Origin of the sequence: Paucibacter sediminis (assembly GCF_030254645.1) — a bacterium.
GTDB lineage: Bacteria > Pseudomonadota > Gammaproteobacteria > Burkholderiales > Burkholderiaceae_C > Paucibacter_B > Paucibacter_B sediminis.
This window is the reverse complement of record NZ_CP116346.1, coordinates 3,491,177-3,504,639: the sequence shown is the minus strand read 5'-3', so window position 1 is coordinate 3,504,639 and position 13,463 is coordinate 3,491,177. Positions and strand designations below refer to the sequence as shown.

General features: G+C 62.6%; 13 protein-coding genes and 1 tRNA gene. 7 read left to right on the top strand and 7 right to left on the bottom strand.

Features of this window, described 5'->3' with window-relative positions:
• The first annotated feature begins 210 nt into the window (after positions 1-210).
• Entirely contained in the window at positions 211-537 is a 327-nt protein-coding gene (locus PFX98_RS16300; RefSeq protein WP_285231534.1) for a hypothetical protein, read from the top strand.
• A gap of 422 nt (positions 538-959) precedes the next feature.
• Here PFX98_RS16300 and PFX98_RS16295 read toward each other — a convergent pair whose 3' ends face one another.
• Positions 960-1,706 carry an SOS response-associated peptidase gene (locus tag PFX98_RS16295; protein ID WP_285231533.1) on the bottom strand — a complete coding sequence of 249 codons (747 nt, stop codon included), beginning with the start codon at positions 1,704-1,706 and terminating at the stop codon, positions 960-962.
• 460 nt (positions 1,707-2,166) lie between these two features.
• Here PFX98_RS16295 and PFX98_RS16290 point away from each other — a divergent pair, with 460 nt between their 5' ends.
• The 3 genes from PFX98_RS16290 (at position 2,167) to PFX98_RS16280 (ending at position 4,389) form a co-directional block, all read left to right on the top strand.
• Positions 2,167-2,472: a hypothetical protein gene (locus PFX98_RS16290; RefSeq protein WP_285231532.1), complete on the top strand. Its 306-nt coding sequence runs from the start codon at positions 2,167-2,169 to the stop codon at positions 2,470-2,472.
• 320 nt (positions 2,473-2,792) lie between these two features.
• Positions 2,793-3,416 carry a PEP-CTERM sorting domain-containing protein gene (locus tag PFX98_RS16285; protein ID WP_285231531.1) on the top strand — a complete coding sequence of 208 codons (624 nt, stop codon included), beginning with the start codon at positions 2,793-2,795 and terminating at the stop codon, positions 3,414-3,416.
• A gap of 358 nt (positions 3,417-3,774) precedes the next feature.
• Positions 3,775-4,389 (top strand): recombinase family protein, encoded by a 615-nt coding sequence (locus tag PFX98_RS16280; RefSeq protein ID WP_285231530.1) that lies wholly within the window; start codon positions 3,775-3,777, stop codon positions 4,387-4,389.
• Between the two features lie 230 nt (positions 4,390-4,619).
• Here the strand turns inward: PFX98_RS16280 and PFX98_RS16275 are convergent, their stop codons facing one another.
• From PFX98_RS16275 to PFX98_RS16255, 5 genes are all read right to left on the bottom strand, one after another.
• The gene (locus tag PFX98_RS16275) at positions 4,620-5,105 is read right to left on the bottom strand and encodes a hypothetical protein (RefSeq protein WP_285231529.1); all 486 of its coding nucleotides are present in this window, start codon (positions 5,103-5,105) and stop codon (positions 4,620-4,622) included.
• Positions 5,102-5,815, bottom strand: a complete 714-nt coding sequence (locus PFX98_RS16270; protein ID WP_285231528.1) for a hypothetical protein — start codon at positions 5,813-5,815, stop codon at positions 5,102-5,104. The genes PFX98_RS16275 and PFX98_RS16270 overlap by 4 nt, the downstream gene beginning before the upstream one ends.
• Before the next feature lie 587 nt (positions 5,816-6,402).
• Positions 6,403-6,479, bottom strand: a tRNA-Val gene (locus PFX98_RS16265).
• A 64-nt stretch (positions 6,480-6,543) separates the two neighbouring features.
• Positions 6,544-8,826 (bottom strand): RelA/SpoT family protein, encoded by a 2,283-nt coding sequence (locus tag PFX98_RS16260; protein ID WP_285231527.1) that lies wholly within the window; start codon positions 8,824-8,826, stop codon positions 6,544-6,546.
• Complete coding sequence (locus PFX98_RS16255) at positions 8,823-9,689, bottom strand: alpha/beta fold hydrolase (protein ID WP_285231526.1); 867 nt, start codon at positions 9,687-9,689, stop codon at positions 8,823-8,825. The genes PFX98_RS16260 and PFX98_RS16255 overlap by 4 nt, the downstream gene beginning before the upstream one ends.
• A 49-nt stretch (positions 9,690-9,738) precedes the next feature.
• Between PFX98_RS16255 and PFX98_RS16250 the strand changes: the two genes are divergently transcribed.
• Positions 9,739-10,509 carry a 3-hydroxybutyrate dehydrogenase gene (locus tag PFX98_RS16250; RefSeq protein ID WP_285235615.1) on the top strand — a complete coding sequence of 257 codons (771 nt, stop codon included), beginning with the start codon at positions 9,739-9,741 and terminating at the stop codon, positions 10,507-10,509.
• A 4-nt stretch (positions 10,510-10,513) separates the two neighbouring features.
• Here PFX98_RS16250 and PFX98_RS16245 read toward each other — a convergent pair whose 3' ends face one another.
• Entirely contained in the window at positions 10,514-11,221 is a 708-nt protein-coding gene (locus tag PFX98_RS16245; RefSeq protein ID WP_285231525.1) for an SIMPL domain-containing protein, read from the bottom strand.
• Between the two features lie 191 nt (positions 11,222-11,412).
• Here PFX98_RS16245 and ompR point away from each other — a divergent pair, with 191 nt between their 5' ends.
• Together ompR and PFX98_RS16235 are read left to right on the top strand one after the other, a co-directional pair.
• A complete protein-coding gene (ompR, locus tag PFX98_RS16240; RefSeq protein ID WP_285231524.1) occupies positions 11,413-12,141 on the top strand; it encodes an osmolarity response regulator transcription factor OmpR in 729 nt (242 codons plus the stop codon).
• Positions 12,141-13,460: an ATP-binding protein gene (locus tag PFX98_RS16235; RefSeq protein WP_285231523.1), complete on the top strand. Its 1,320-nt coding sequence runs from the start codon at positions 12,141-12,143 to the stop codon at positions 13,458-13,460. Before ompR ends, PFX98_RS16235 begins: the two co-directional genes overlap by 1 nt.
• Positions 13,461-13,463 lie beyond the last annotated feature (3 nt).

Sequence of the window (13,463 nt, the reverse complement as noted above, 5' to 3'; positions counted from 1 at the left end):
GCGCTGCGTGGTGGGCTATTAGCCCACCATTCCTAACGAGCCCTGAGAATATTCAGAGTTTCTTGACCTTCAGGAGAAGGCCTGCCCCACTGCAAGTGGTGGAGCAATGCTCCACCACACCACGCGCTAAATGTATTCATTGCCATTGCCCCCCGCTCTTCGTCTAACCGAGCGACGGGGCGTCCTCGCATTTCGCCTGAGGAGACCTGAATGAACTACGCACTGCAATTCATGATCATGCCGTTGACGGACGAACAGAGACCCATTGCGGAGACTGTTGCGCGCGAGCTGCTGGACACCGAGTTCGGGTCCCCTGGCGAAGTAGCGCAGGCGCTCTTGGCTTACGAGGCCGCGGGCGGCATCCAACCATACGGGACTCCCAATCCCCCCTCCGTAAAACGCTGGCTAGATGCCATCGCCAACGCATACATTGCTGGGTGGCAGGCGGTGGGCTATCCCTGGCCAATTCCAGAGGATGCATGGGAATTGGAAGAGCTGTGCAGAGATGCCTATCTAGATGTACACGTAGTTAGCTAGGTTCGAGCACATTCTGACCGCGCATATTTGCGCCAATGGCCCGAGTGCCCCACAGGTCATTTTCCCGATCCGCAATTTACGTAGCTCGCGCAGTGAGCCACCTTGGGTACATCATTACGCCATGTTGGTCGATGCAGTACGAATGAGGCGCGAGGGCAGGAAGCTGCCCAAAGATGTTGTGTTGGCGACGCCGCCAACGCGCGGCAGGCTTTGGCTGACCAACTTCAGGCCGGCGAAAGACAACACCACCACACCCCTGATGGCAGCCTTGCTTGATGGCGAGCACAGCCTCTGGCCAGTACTGGACCAAGCCGTAGTCCGATCCATCAATGACGGTCAAATGGTCATCGTGGGCATTGAAGACCTTGGAGAAGGTCCAAAGCGCGTGCGCCTCTATCCGCAGGCCTGGTGGTGTCGCATCGTCACAGAAGTGTCTGAGGTACTGTCTTCTGAGCGTGGGCCAGCGCTTCATCAGTCCGCCGAGCATCGGCCAGGTCGAACACCTCGCTAGGCTGCGGGCGAATCAGCGCTAAAGCTTCGTCTTCGCCCCCACTTAGCCACCGCTGCCAGTACGCGGGATCCACATGAATGACGGAGCGTTTGTCTTGGGCGTCTGCCGGCAACGTCAGATCAGGCTTGTGCAGGCGGCCAAGCAGCGGGTGCCCATCACAATTGGTCGTGATCATGGTGTAGTTCGGCACTACTTCACCGGTCACATGGTCCACCCACTCAGACCATAGGCCCGCCAAGGCCCACGGCATGCCATCAGCACGTTGCAGCCGCCACCATATGTTCTTGCCGGTCTCCCAGTTCGGCTCCTGATACCAGGCTGCAGGGATCAAGCATCGCTTTCCTGACCGCCAAGCATCACGAAAAGTCTGCTTGCTCGCAATGGTCTCGATGCGCGCGTTGTTAGTGGAGCGAGGCCTAGGCGCAAGCGGCTTTCTGCCGGGCACTGGCTTCACCTTCTTCAGCTCGATACGCGCAGGTGCCCCAGGCCTGATCATTCCCCATTGACCCAGAACACACTCAAGGCCATCACCTGCAGAGCGGACAAACGGACCTGTGCCAAACGGCCCCACGGCAACCTCGTCGTACTGGTCCGGCACGATTGACCTGAAGTGCGTCGCTATCTGAGCCTTGGGGGAGACGTGATACAGATTGCACATGGGGAAAATGTACCTTCCCCCAAGGGAGTGATGTGCCCTGCCGCCAAGTCAACTATCTTTGGCTGCGCAGGGCCTGGGGCAGCCTATCCTGGCGCGCTGGACACACGGGGGCTCTTCGGAGTGCCTGGCGTGATCGCCCTGCACTGACTTGCTCCAAGCTGGAGTGCCCTTGCACAGCCCTTGAGTCCTTATGTTCTCTGCCCAACGCCCCTGCGACGCCACTGCGGCCATTCAGCAGCCCGGGCGAAGTGGCCAGCAATGGCTTCCCTATTGGGTCATCATGGAGGGCTCATTGCGCCACATCGCGTTGCTCATTGCAGGATTGGCTCTAGCCCCACCCTGTTGGGCTGACGACCTGCCTGACTTGCAGCTCACGCCGGGCTCAGTCCGAGTGGGGCTTTCCAAGGACCAGATCTGCACAATCAAATGGGGCAGAGATGAACGCCACGTGACTGAAGCCATGAAGCGCGAAGTCTTCAGGCGCTATGGCTACACCGGCAATAGTGACCCGAGGTGCGTGCCGGCAGGTCAGCGGAAATGCGAGATTGATCACCTCATCAGCCGAGAGCTAGGTGGCGCTGATGAGATCGTGAACCTGTGGCCGCAGGCCTATGGCACCAGCCCCTGGAATGCAGTGCTTAAGGATCGCCTTGAAAACAGGCTGCATCGGGAGATCTGCAGCGGGGCAATTACGCTTGATGAAGGGCGCGCAATGCTGGTGAACGACTGGCGTGAGGCATATACGAAGTACTTTGGAAGCCCCTAGCTACAGCAAAACACTGGCTAGCAGACATGCTGCGCTCGGATGCTAGCTCCTCAACACAACGCTCCCCGAAGGGGGCGATTGCAGCCTCGCCTCGACTTCCACGGGCATAGCACTGGTGCCAAATCACCGTGCGCCAACACACTGAAGGGCGAACGTCGCCCAAACGGGTGTCAGAACTTTTTACATCCAAAAACAAACTCTTGCGGCAATGCAACAAATTCGTTAGCAATCAACTACTTGAACTAGTGGCACCGATCTTGCTCGTCCACTTCATACAGATAAAGGACCACAAAGTGCTCAAACCGCTTCGCCTCGCAATCATGCTCGCACTGCAAGCGTTAGCTTTGACAACAGCTCAGGCTGCCGTCGTTACGCTTGACGCCATCGATTCAGGGTGGTGGAACCTTGCCAGTGGGCACGATTCTGACAATAGAAACTACGCCGCGGGGCCGAACGATCTGTTCAGGAACTTCTTTGTTTTCGATCTGGCGGGCGTTGCCGGCTCGATTTCAAGTGCAACCTTGCGACTTGAGAATGGCAGCATCTCCTCTGGAACGGTAGATTTCGAAACCTTCGACGTCACAACATCCATCGCCACTTTGCGGAGCGACACTTCTGGTGGCGCAATTGCTGACTCAGTGTGGGCTGACCTGGGAAGTGGTGTCTTGTTTGGAGCGACGCCAGTAGGCATCGACTCGACCATAAGTGATGTCACTCTCAATGCAAGTGCGCTTGCGAGCTTGAACGCTAGTGCCGGCAATTTGTGGGCCATTGGCGGACGCGTCGCCACTATCGACGGCTATGCTTTCTTCAGCACTTCTGGCAGGCGTGAGGTCCAGCAGCTGGTCCTTGAGATAAACGCAAACAATGTCCCTGAACCTGCAACCTTAGGCTTGGTTGTGCTGGGCCTTGCCGCCCTCGGTTGCTCGCGCCGTAGAAGGTAGTTCTTCGCCTCAGCCCATCGGAGCCAGCGATGGTGGTCTTTGATGATTTGGCAAACTCATCTAAAACTGCGCCCAGGTTAGGTGAGGTTTAGCCCCGCAGAGGTTTGACGCTTCTTGGGGGGTGTAGGGGTGCTAGACCGTCCCCCTCTGAATTCACTTACCGATTTCCACAAACGACAGCCGCGCTGACCGGTGCTCCGCGCACGTGCCCCCGCCACACGGGCATACGGAAATCTCCACCCAAAATTCGCGTTCGCATGCCCCAGTGAGCGACGCTTGGCTTTTGATATACGTAAATCACTTGCTTTCCGTATGCAACGCAGGCACGATGCCAAGCCTCGAACTCAAGGGGTTAGCCATGAACAAAGCAAGTAGGCAGCTTAGGGTCGCGCTGTATGCGCGCGTATCCACCGACAAGCAGACCACCGAGAACCAGCTGCAAGACCTCAGATCGGCCGCAGAGCGCCTTGGCTGGCTGGTGGTGGGCGAGTTCGTGGACAAAGGGATCAGCGGCGCCAAGGGCCGCGCAGAGCGCCCTCAGCTCGATGCGCTGCTCAAGGGAGTAGCCCGCAAAGAGTTTGACGTGGTGGCTGCGTGGTCAGTGGATCGCCTGGGCCGCTCACTCATTGACTTGGTGAACCTGCTGCAAGAACTGCACTCAACAGGCGTGGACCTGTACCTGCATCAGCAGGGCATCAACACCACAACACCGGCAGGGCGCGCCATCTTCGGAATGATGGGCGTATTCGCAGAGTTCGAGCGAGCACTGATCCAAGAGCGCATTAGAGCTGGCCTAGCAAGGGCAAAGAAGCTCGGCACAAAGTCAGGCGAGGCCATAGGCCGGCCTAGGGCATCTGCGGCCGTTGAGACGCGCATCCTTGAACTCCGCTCGCAGGGGATGGGCATGCTAAAAATCGCCGCTGCGGTGCCTTGCGGGGTATCGGTCGTGCAACGGGTGCTTGCTAAGGATTAGCGCTTTACGGCGGCAACAAATGCGCAGTGAGAATGCCGGCATTTGTCTTGGCTAGTGTTATTACGACGACAGCCAAGATCCGCACCATATTCTAAATCAATATTCAGCAGCCCCCTGTCCGGGGGTACCGCCATTTCTTCATCGCCAGGCCAGAAGACTTTTTTGTCGCCTTTCCTCGCGCAATATTCCCGAGGAACTCTCAGTGACTTTGCCTTCACGATAGCGCCGATTCACTTTTTGGCTTTTTGATCAGCCTTTAGGCGCTCGGGGGCGACAGGGGTCACATTACTCTCTAGTTTATTGACTCTTTCGACCAGCCCTTTTGATTCGGCCTGCAAGTCCTTGCTTCTGGAGTCCATCGTGTCGAGCTTGTTTTCAACTGTCGCAATCCTAGCGCTGGCGATCCAGGTAAACGAAATGACGGATGCAACCATAGCTACGCTTCCAAGCGCAATCTTTAAAAAATGCTCGCCTACCCAGGCCTTCAATCCTCCAGCAAATGCCTCATGATCGATTCTTATGGAAGCATTACTTACCAAGTCCCTATCCGCTGAGCCAGCTCTCTCTGAGCGCGCACTTGTACCCCCGTTCGCATCAAATGAAGATGACGACGGAGAATAGGTTGAGTTACTAGCTTCATAGATGGGCGTAGACCCTTCGTCCGCGTATTCAAACCGCTCCGTGATTCGCGTGACGCGACGACTGCCCACGCTCATCGGACCTCCAGCTTAGCAAGCAGCCTTTCAAAACGATCCCAAGTCGAATCACTCACGTCCCTGACAAAATCCTCTACCAACATTCTCTTGGGCTTTGGGTTCTCTACGAATCCATCTGAGTCCAGGTAAATACCCGCTTGCTCAAACAATTCAGATTTGAACTTAAAGTGCTTTTCAGCTTCGCCCCTGTGCAATGGTCCAATTGTCAGGCGTGACTGACCAAATTTTTCAGTTAGGTCGTATATAACCTGCAAGTCTTTCCTCTTGGCCCCCAGCAAGTCGAATATATCTCCTTTGCAAAGATACTTAAACAGCTGCTCCTCGACCATATCAAAGTCAACACCCAAAGGAACGAAGCACCGCTTCCTAACACCAATTCGAGTTATATCGACAATAGGAAATAACTTATTGGAGCTTACAACCTTCCAATACTGGATACATTTGTCTTTAAAGAAATTCTCAGTCGGTGCATTATGTGCAATGAACCCGAGATTCTTGAAGGAAAAGAATGCCTGGAGGTTAACGGCCTCGTCCGGATGATCTCGAAAGTCGATCCTGTTAGTATCTAGAGTCCAGTGGGGAAGCACTCCAGAATTCACGACATAGTCAGCCAACTCTCCCGCGTGCGATATAAATGCACCTTTTGGCTTGTATCGGACCTCCAACACCTCTTCCGCCAAGTATTGGCGGTTTCCGTCTTTTATTGTCATATTCCCTGACTGATAGATGTACCGCGAAAATCAGAGGTCAACCCTAGACGGCTGATCGCCCGAAGGTTCACCAGTGGCAAGCGTAGTGACTGATCGCCCCCACGGCTTCAGGAACAACCCTCGCCCAAAACTACTCGCATTGGCTCAAAGGGCTGGCACCACGCCGACAGGCTATGGATCCGAAACGAATCCTAACTTCACTGATGTGCGAACATTCTGCAAAAGCAAAGACTTCGGCAAGCTAACGATGCTTCTGTTCAAGCGGCCAAATTCGCAACTTCCTTGAACTGGGGTGGCAAAGCAACGATTGCCAGTCGCCAGCAGTAGCGATTCCCAAGGCTCGGCTCAACGCACTGCAGATCAGAGCTTTCAACTGGGCAGGGCCTTGCTAGGCTTGTTCCACTGGTGTTCCAATCGGCGCGCGTGTTTGGACTTGGCAATGGTGCTGAGCGAACATGCATGCACTGTTGGGCACAAGGCACCGCCCGTGTCGCGGGGCCACTGCAAACCGTTGATTTGAAAAGCAAAAAGCCCGGCAACTTTGTGAGTTACCGGGCTTCCGTGTACTAGGGTGTACCTACCAAATTTGGTAGGCGCGATTGGATTCGAACCAACGACCCCCACCATGTCAAGGTGGTGCTCTAACCAACTGAGCTACGCGCCTGAAGAGCTTCGCAGTATAGCACGCTTTTTCGAGTCGTCCAGAAACATGCGTGCATCCATCGCATTCATTTGCGGCGCGCGCCGCGCACCCCGTTCACCTGGGCCACCGCACGCAGCACCTGGGCCAGGCGGGCCGAGTCGGCCACCTCGACGGTGAAGCTCATCCAGGCGGTGTCGCCGCGCAGCTCCTTGGCGGACTGGGTGTTCACCGCGGTGACGTTCATCTTCTCCTTCGCGAACACTTCCAGCACATCGCGCAGCAGGCCCGCGCGCACCGAGGCCTCGACGATCACATCGACCGGATAGAGCAGGCCCTTCTTCTCGCCACCCTCCCCCCAGGCCACCGCGATCACGCGCTCGGGCGCCCGCTGCGCCATCTGGCGGAAGTTGCTGCAATCGCGGCGATGGATGGCCACGCCCTTGCCGCGCGTCACATAGCCGGCGATGACATCGGGCGGCGCGGGCCGGCAGCAACGCGCCAGATTGGTGAGCAGCGAATCCACGCCCACCACCAACACACCTCCCTGAGCTCCCTGCCGGGGCGCGCTGCTGCCGGCCTTGGTGCGGCGCTGCGCCAGCATCTCGTCGGTATCGGGCTCGGGCGCCGGCGGACGCAGCAGCAGCTCGATATTGCGCAGCGAGTACTCGTCCTTGCCCACCACCTCGAACAAGGCGTCGGCATGCTTGAAGCCCAGGCGCCCCGCCAGATCCTCCAGTTTGATGGCCGTCTTGCCCTCGCGCTGCAGCAGCTTCTCCACCAGCTCGCGGCCCTTGGCAATCGTCTGCGCCTGCGCCTGCGCGTTGAACCAGGCGCGCACCTTGGTGCGGCTGCGCTGGCTGTGCAGATAGCCCAGCTCGGGGTTGAGCCAGTCCAGCGAGGGGCCGCCCTCCTTGAGCGCGGTGATCTCGACCGTCTGGCCGCTCTTCAGCGCGGTGTTGAGCGGCACCATCACGCCATCGATCTTGGCGCCACGGCAGCGGTGGCCCAGGTCGGTGTGCAGGGCGTAGGCGAAGTCGATCGGCGTAGCCCCGGCGCTCAGCTCGACGATGGCGGCCTGCGGCGTGAACACATAGATGCGGTCGTCGAACACCGCCGCGCTCTCGCCCGCCAGGGTGTCGCGTTCCCAGGCCAGCAGCTGGTGCAGCACCGCCTTGCGCGCCTCGGCCACGCGCTCCTCGAACTCGCCCGCGGCGCTCACGCCCGCATAGCCCTTGGTGCCGGCCTCCTTGTAAGCCCAATGCGCGGCAACGCCATGCTCGGCATGCTCGTGCATGGCGCGCGTGCGTATCTGCACCTCCATCACGCGCCCGTCGGCCCCCGCCACCACGGTGTGCAGCGACTGGTAGCCATTCGGCTTGGGCTTGGCGATGTAGTCGTCGAACTCGCCCGCCATGGGCGTGTAATGCTCGTGCAGATAGCTCAGCGCGGCATAGCAGTCCTGCACCGAAGGCACGATCACGCGCAGCGCCCGCAGGTCGAACACGCGCGCCAGCGTCAGGTCCTTGCCCTGCATCTTTTTCCAGATGCTGTAGAGATGCTTGGGCCGCCCCTGCACCTCGGCCGCGATGCCCTGCCCCTGCAAGCCAGCCAGCAGGGTCTGGCGGCAGGACTCCACATGCTGCTCGCGCTCCAGGCGCTTCTCGTCCAGGCCCTTGGCGATCTCGCGGTATTTCTCGGGCTCGAGGAAGCGGAAGGAGAGATCCTCGATCTCCCACTTGATCTGCCAGATGCCGAGGCGGTTGGCGAGCGGCGCGAACACCTGCTGCGACTCGGCCGCCAGCGCGCGCGGACAGGCCCGCTTGCTGGCGGCAAAGTAACGCAGCGTCTGCAGGCGCGAGGCCAGCCGCAACAGCACCACGCGCAGGTCGCGCGAGAACGCCAGCAGCATCTTGCGCACGCGCTCGGTCTGCTGCGAGAGCTGCTCCTCGCCCACCACCGCCTCGCGCGCCGCGCGCTGGATCTGCACCAGCTTGCGCGTGTGCGTGACCAGGCTCGCATAGCTCTCGCCGAAGGCCTTGGCGACGATCTCCTCGGGCTTGTTGAGGAAGTCGCCCGCATAGACCAGGTAGGCGGCGGCCTGCATCGCCGGCGCGGCGCCCACACCCGCCAGGATGGCGGCCACGCCATCGGCATGGGCCAGCGCCTCTTCGCCGGTATCGAGCGGCTGGCCGCTCAGCAGCGGCTCGGCGAAGGCGCGCGCGCGCGGCACCGGCAGGCTGGATTCGCCGGCCTTGGCGTCGGGATGGCTGCTGGGCAGGGCCTGCGGCAGGCCGGCCTGCGCGTCGGCATCCAGCAGCGCCACGATCGGTGCCGCATGCTCGGCAACAGCGCTAAGTCCGGTCTTCATGCGGCCAACAGGAACTCGCTCAGCAGGCCGATCTGCCCGGGGTCGTTGAGCATCGGTGCATGGCCCACGCCGGCCAGCTCACGCAGCTGGGCCTTGGGGCCGCGCGCGCGCATGGCCTGCGCGGTGGCGGCGGACAGCAGGTCCGAGTCGGCGCCGCGCACCAGCAGGGTCGGGCAGCGCAAGGCGTCATAGGCGCGCCACAGCATGGCCTCGCCGGCGGCGGCGAGTTCCGGCGTCACGGTGGCCAGCGGCTCGGCAATGCGCGGGTCGTAGTGCAGGCGCACGCCGCTGCCCGCGGGTTTGAACATCGGGCGCGAGAGCGCCAGCCAGGCCGCCTCGCTGTGCGGGCCGAAGCCGGCCGAGATGCTGCGCAGATAGGCCGCGCCCTCCTCCAACGAGGCGAAGTCCATGCGCTGGCCCAGGTAGCTGCCGATGCGCTTGATCGCATCGGGCTCGATCGCCGGGCCGACATCGTTGAGCACCAGGCGCCGCACCGGATTGCCTGGCAGCGCCGCCAGCCCCATGCCGATCAAGCCGCCCATCGAGGTGCCCACCCAGTCGACCTGTTCCACGTCCAGGCGCGCCAGCAGGGTCACCATATCGGCCACATAGGTGGGGATCTGGTAGAGCGCCGGATTGGCCAGCCAGTCGGAGCTGCCGCGCCCCACCACATCGGGGCAGATCACGCGGTACTGCGCCGCCAGCGCCTGGGCCAGGGTATCGAAATCGCGCCCCTGGCGCGACAGCCCGTGCACGCAGACCAGCACGCGCGGGTTGTCGCGCGCGCCCCATTCCCAATAGCCCATGCGGTGCAGGCCGGCGGAGCTCAGGCATTGCACATGTTTCAGCAGCGGTTCAGCCATACTTCGTATCCTTCACGGACATCGTAACAACGCCCAGAGGATCCTCATGTTGTTGAATGGCAAGACCGCCCTCGTCACCGGTTCCACCAGCGGTATCGGCTTGGGTATCGCCCTCTCGCTCGCTCGCCAGGGCGCCCATATCGTGCTGAACGGCTTCGGCGATGTCGAGGCGCCCAAGGCCCAGGTGGCGGCCCTCGGTGTCAAGGTGGGCTATCACGGCGCCGACATGAGCAAGCCGGCCGAGATCGAGGCCATGATGGCCTATGTGAATGCCGAGTTCGGTGGCTGCGACATCCTCGTCAACAACGCCGGCATCCAGCATGTGGCCCCGGTGGAAGACTTCCCGGTCGAGCGCTGGGACGCCATCATCGCCATCAACCTCAGCTCGGCCTTCCACACCACCCGCCTGGCCCTGCCCGGCATGAAGGCGCGTGGCTGGGGCCGTGTCATCAACCTTGCCTCGGTGCATGGCCTGGTGGCCTCGGCGCAGAAGTCGGCCTATGTGGCGGCCAAGCATGGCCTGGTGGGCTTCACCAAGGCGGTGGCGCTGGAGACCGCCACCAGCCAGGTGACGGTCAACGCCATCTGCCCCGGCTGGGTGCTGACCCCGCTGGTGCAGAAGCAGGTGGACGCACGCGCCGCCGCGGACGGCGTGGACGACGCGGAGGCCAAGCGCCGCCTGCTGGCCGAGAAGCAGCCCTCGCTGCAGTTCACCACGCCCGAGCAGCTCGGCGAACTGGCCGTCTTCCTGTGCTCGGACGCGGCCGCCAATGTGCGCGGCCAGGCCTGGAGCCTGGACGGCGGCTGGACCGCTCAATAACGCTTCACTTCCCCATCAGCACCACGCCACTCACGGTGGCGCTGACGCTGGCCTTGCCGGCCTCCACCGGCAGGGCCTCGTCGGCCATGGCAGCGGACTTGAAGCGCGCCATCGGCGCGGCCATGGGCTGCGGCATATTGCTGTCGGCGCTCACCGTCACCTCGCCGATCTGGTAGCCGCCGTAGCCGAACTGGCGCGCATAGTCGGCCGCCTTGGCCTTGTAGCGTGCGATCGCCTGCGCCACCACGTCGCTCTCCTGCTTCTCTCGCGCCTCGCGCGAGAGGCTGTAGCCCACGCTGGCAATGCTCATGCTGCTCACGCGGCCGGTCAGCTGCGCGATCGCGGCCATGTCCTTGCCCTCCACCAGCAGCTCGGCCGAGCCCTGCCAGCCATTGATGCCGCCCTTGGGTGCATAGCGCGGATAGAGCGAGAAGTTGCCGGTCTGCACCTCCACCGCGCCGGGCTTGGCGATCTTGCGCGCCTCGGCCAGGGCCGCGTCCAGCGCCTGCTTGAGCTGGCTCTGCACCAGGCCGGCATCGCTGCCCTCCTTGGTGATGCCGAAGCGCACCGTGAGCGTGTCGCGCGGCACTTCCACGGTGGCGCTGGCACTCAGGCTGAGGGCGTCGCGGCGCGGCGCCTCGGCCGCGGCCGCGCTGCCGGCGGCCAGGGCCAGCGTGATGGTGGTGGCGGCGATGGAAAGCTTCGAGTTCATATTCCTCCTTGGCGGGCAGCATGCCCTGTCGGAGCCAGCATAGCGCCCGACCCCTCTCCACCGTTGACCGCCGTTGACCGCCATGGCCCAGATGAAGCAAGTGTTACCAAGCTGTAACGACTGCTGCGAGCTGCAAGACCTCGGCAAAAAACGGCTCACAATGCCTCTGTTACAAATTCAGGAGTCGCGCCATGAGCAGCAACGCCCGCCCCAATCGCATCCTGGTCGTGGACGACGACGCCCGCATCCGCGACCTGCTGCGCCGCTACCTCACCCAGGAAGGCTTTGACGTGCTGCTGGCCGAGGACAGCAAGGCCCTCAACAAGCAGCTGACGCGCGAGACCGTGGACCTGATCGTGCTGGACCTGATGCTGCCCGGCGAGGACGGCCTGTCGATCTGCCGGCGCCTGCGCGGCGGCAACGACAACACCCCCATCATCATGCTCACCGCCAAGGTTGAGGAGGTGGACCGCATCGTCGGCCTGGAGGTGGGCGCCGACGATTACCTGGCCAAGCCCTTCAACCCGCGCGAGCTGCTGGCCCGCATCAACGCGGTGCTGCGCCGCCGCCCGCCGCCGGAAGCGCCCGGCGCGCCCTCCAAGGAGCCGATGACGGTGACCTTCGGGCCCTTCGAGTTCGACCTCGCGCTGCGCCGCCTCTCCAAGGGTGGCGAGGCGCTGCCGCTCACCACCGGCGAGTTCTCGATGCTGAAGGCCCTGGTGCGCCACCCGCGCCAGCCGCTCTCGCGCGACAAGCTGGCGCAGCTGGCGCGCGGCCGCGAGTTCGAGCCCTTCGACCGCAGCCTGGACGTGCAGATCTCGCGCCTGCGCAAGCTGCTGGAGGCCGACCCCGCCCAGCCCCGCTACATCCAGACGGTGTGGGGCGTGGGCTATGTGTTCGTGCCTGACGAAGCAAGTTGATGCCCCACCCCCGGCTGGCGCTGAATCTTTTCTGGCGCACCTTTGCCCTGCTGGCCATTCTGCTCACCGGCGGTGTGCTGGCCTGGCAGCAGACCTTCAAGGTGCTGGAGGCCGAGCCGCGCGCGCTCGAGGCGGCGCACCAGCTGGCCGGCCTGGTCAACCTCAGCCGCATCGCGCTGACCAATACCGACAGCATCAACCGCGTTGCGGTGATCAAGTCGCTCACCAGCGAGGACGTGCTGGTGGAGGTGGCCGAGGTCACCGACCAATGGCAGGCCTTCGACCTCAGCCCCTTTGCCAAGCAGCTGGCCCAGGCCCTGCGCGCGCGCCTGGGGCAGAACACCGTGGTGGCACGCAGCCTGAACGGGCGCGCCGGCCTGTGGGTGCGCTTCGGCATCGGTGACGACCAGTTCTGGCTGCGCACCAGCCCCGAGCCGCTCTCGGTCTCCTTCACCAACAACTGGTGGTGGGTGCTGATCGCCTTCATGGCCACGCTGCTGGGCTCGGTGGCGATCGCGCGCCTGATCAACCAGCCGCTGCGCGAGCTGAGCGTGGCGGCCGGCCGCATCCGCGAGGGCGAATACGACTCACGCCTGGACGAGACCACCCGCACCAGCGAGATCCGCGAGGTCAATATGGGCTTCAACCGCATGGCGCGTGAGCTTGCCAAGCTGGAGGAAGACCGCGCGGTGATGCTGGCCGGCATCTCGCACGATCTGCGCACGCCGCTGGCGCGGCTGCGCCTGGAAATGGAAATGAGCGTCTCCGACGAGCAGGCGCGCCAGTTCATGGCGCAGGACATCGACCAGCTCGACGCCATCATCAGCAAGTTCATGGACTATGCGCGCCCCACCGAGCTGGCGCTGGAGGCTTTTCCGCTGATCGACGTGGTGGAGCGCGAGGCCCAGGGCTTTCGCGATCCGAGCCAGATCCGCATCCGCCTCGAGGTGCCGCGCGAACTCAAGGTCTGGGCCGACGACACCGAGCTGGGCCGGGTGCTGCTGAACCTGCTCGAGAACGCGCGCCGCTATGGCCATGAGGAGGGTCAGCCGGCGCTGGTGGAGATCAGCGCCCAGCCCCAGGGCGGCGAGATCCTGCTGCAGGTGCGCGACCATGGCCCCGGCGTGCCCGAGGACAAGCTGGCGCGCCTGACCACGCCCTTCTACCGCGGCGACAGCGCGCGCACCTCGGCCACCGGCGCCGGCCTGGGCCTGGCCATCGTGGAGAAATCGGTGCAGCGCCTGGGCGGCTTCGTGCACATCGCCAATGCCAGCGACGGCGGCCTGGTGACGGTGCTGCGACTGCGTCGCGCCGCCTGAGCG

Coding starts and splice junctions, on each gene's coding strand:
- PFX98_RS16285 (WP_285231531.1), top strand. CDS start 2,793: ATGCTCGCACTGCAAGCGTTAGCTTTGACAACAGCTCAGGCTGCCGTC.
- PFX98_RS16275 (WP_285231529.1), bottom strand. CDS start 5,105: ATGAGCGTGGGCAGTCGTCGCGTCACGCGAATCACGGAGCGGTTTGAA.
- PFX98_RS16295 (WP_285231533.1), bottom strand. CDS start 1,706: ATGTGCAATCTGTATCACGTCTCCCCCAAGGCTCAGATAGCGACGCAC.
- ompR (WP_285231524.1), top strand. CDS start 11,413: ATGAGCAGCAACGCCCGCCCCAATCGCATCCTGGTCGTGGACGACGAC.
- PFX98_RS16290 (WP_285231532.1), top strand. CDS start 2,167: ATGAAGCGCGAAGTCTTCAGGCGCTATGGCTACACCGGCAATAGTGAC.
- PFX98_RS16235 (WP_285231523.1), top strand. CDS start 12,141: ATGCCCCACCCCCGGCTGGCGCTGAATCTTTTCTGGCGCACCTTTGCC.
- PFX98_RS16280 (WP_285231530.1), top strand. CDS start 3,775: ATGAACAAAGCAAGTAGGCAGCTTAGGGTCGCGCTGTATGCGCGCGTA.
- PFX98_RS16270 (WP_285231528.1), bottom strand. CDS start 5,815: ATGACAATAAAAGACGGAAACCGCCAATACTTGGCGGAAGAGGTGTTG.
- PFX98_RS16255 (WP_285231526.1), bottom strand. CDS start 9,689: ATGGCTGAACCGCTGCTGAAACATGTGCAATGCCTGAGCTCCGCCGGC.
- PFX98_RS16260 (WP_285231527.1), bottom strand. CDS start 8,826: ATGAAGACCGGACTTAGCGCTGTTGCCGAGCATGCGGCACCGATCGTG.
- PFX98_RS16245 (WP_285231525.1), bottom strand. CDS start 11,221: ATGAACTCGAAGCTTTCCATCGCCGCCACCACCATCACGCTGGCCCTG.
- PFX98_RS16300 (WP_285231534.1), top strand. CDS start 211: ATGAACTACGCACTGCAATTCATGATCATGCCGTTGACGGACGAACAG.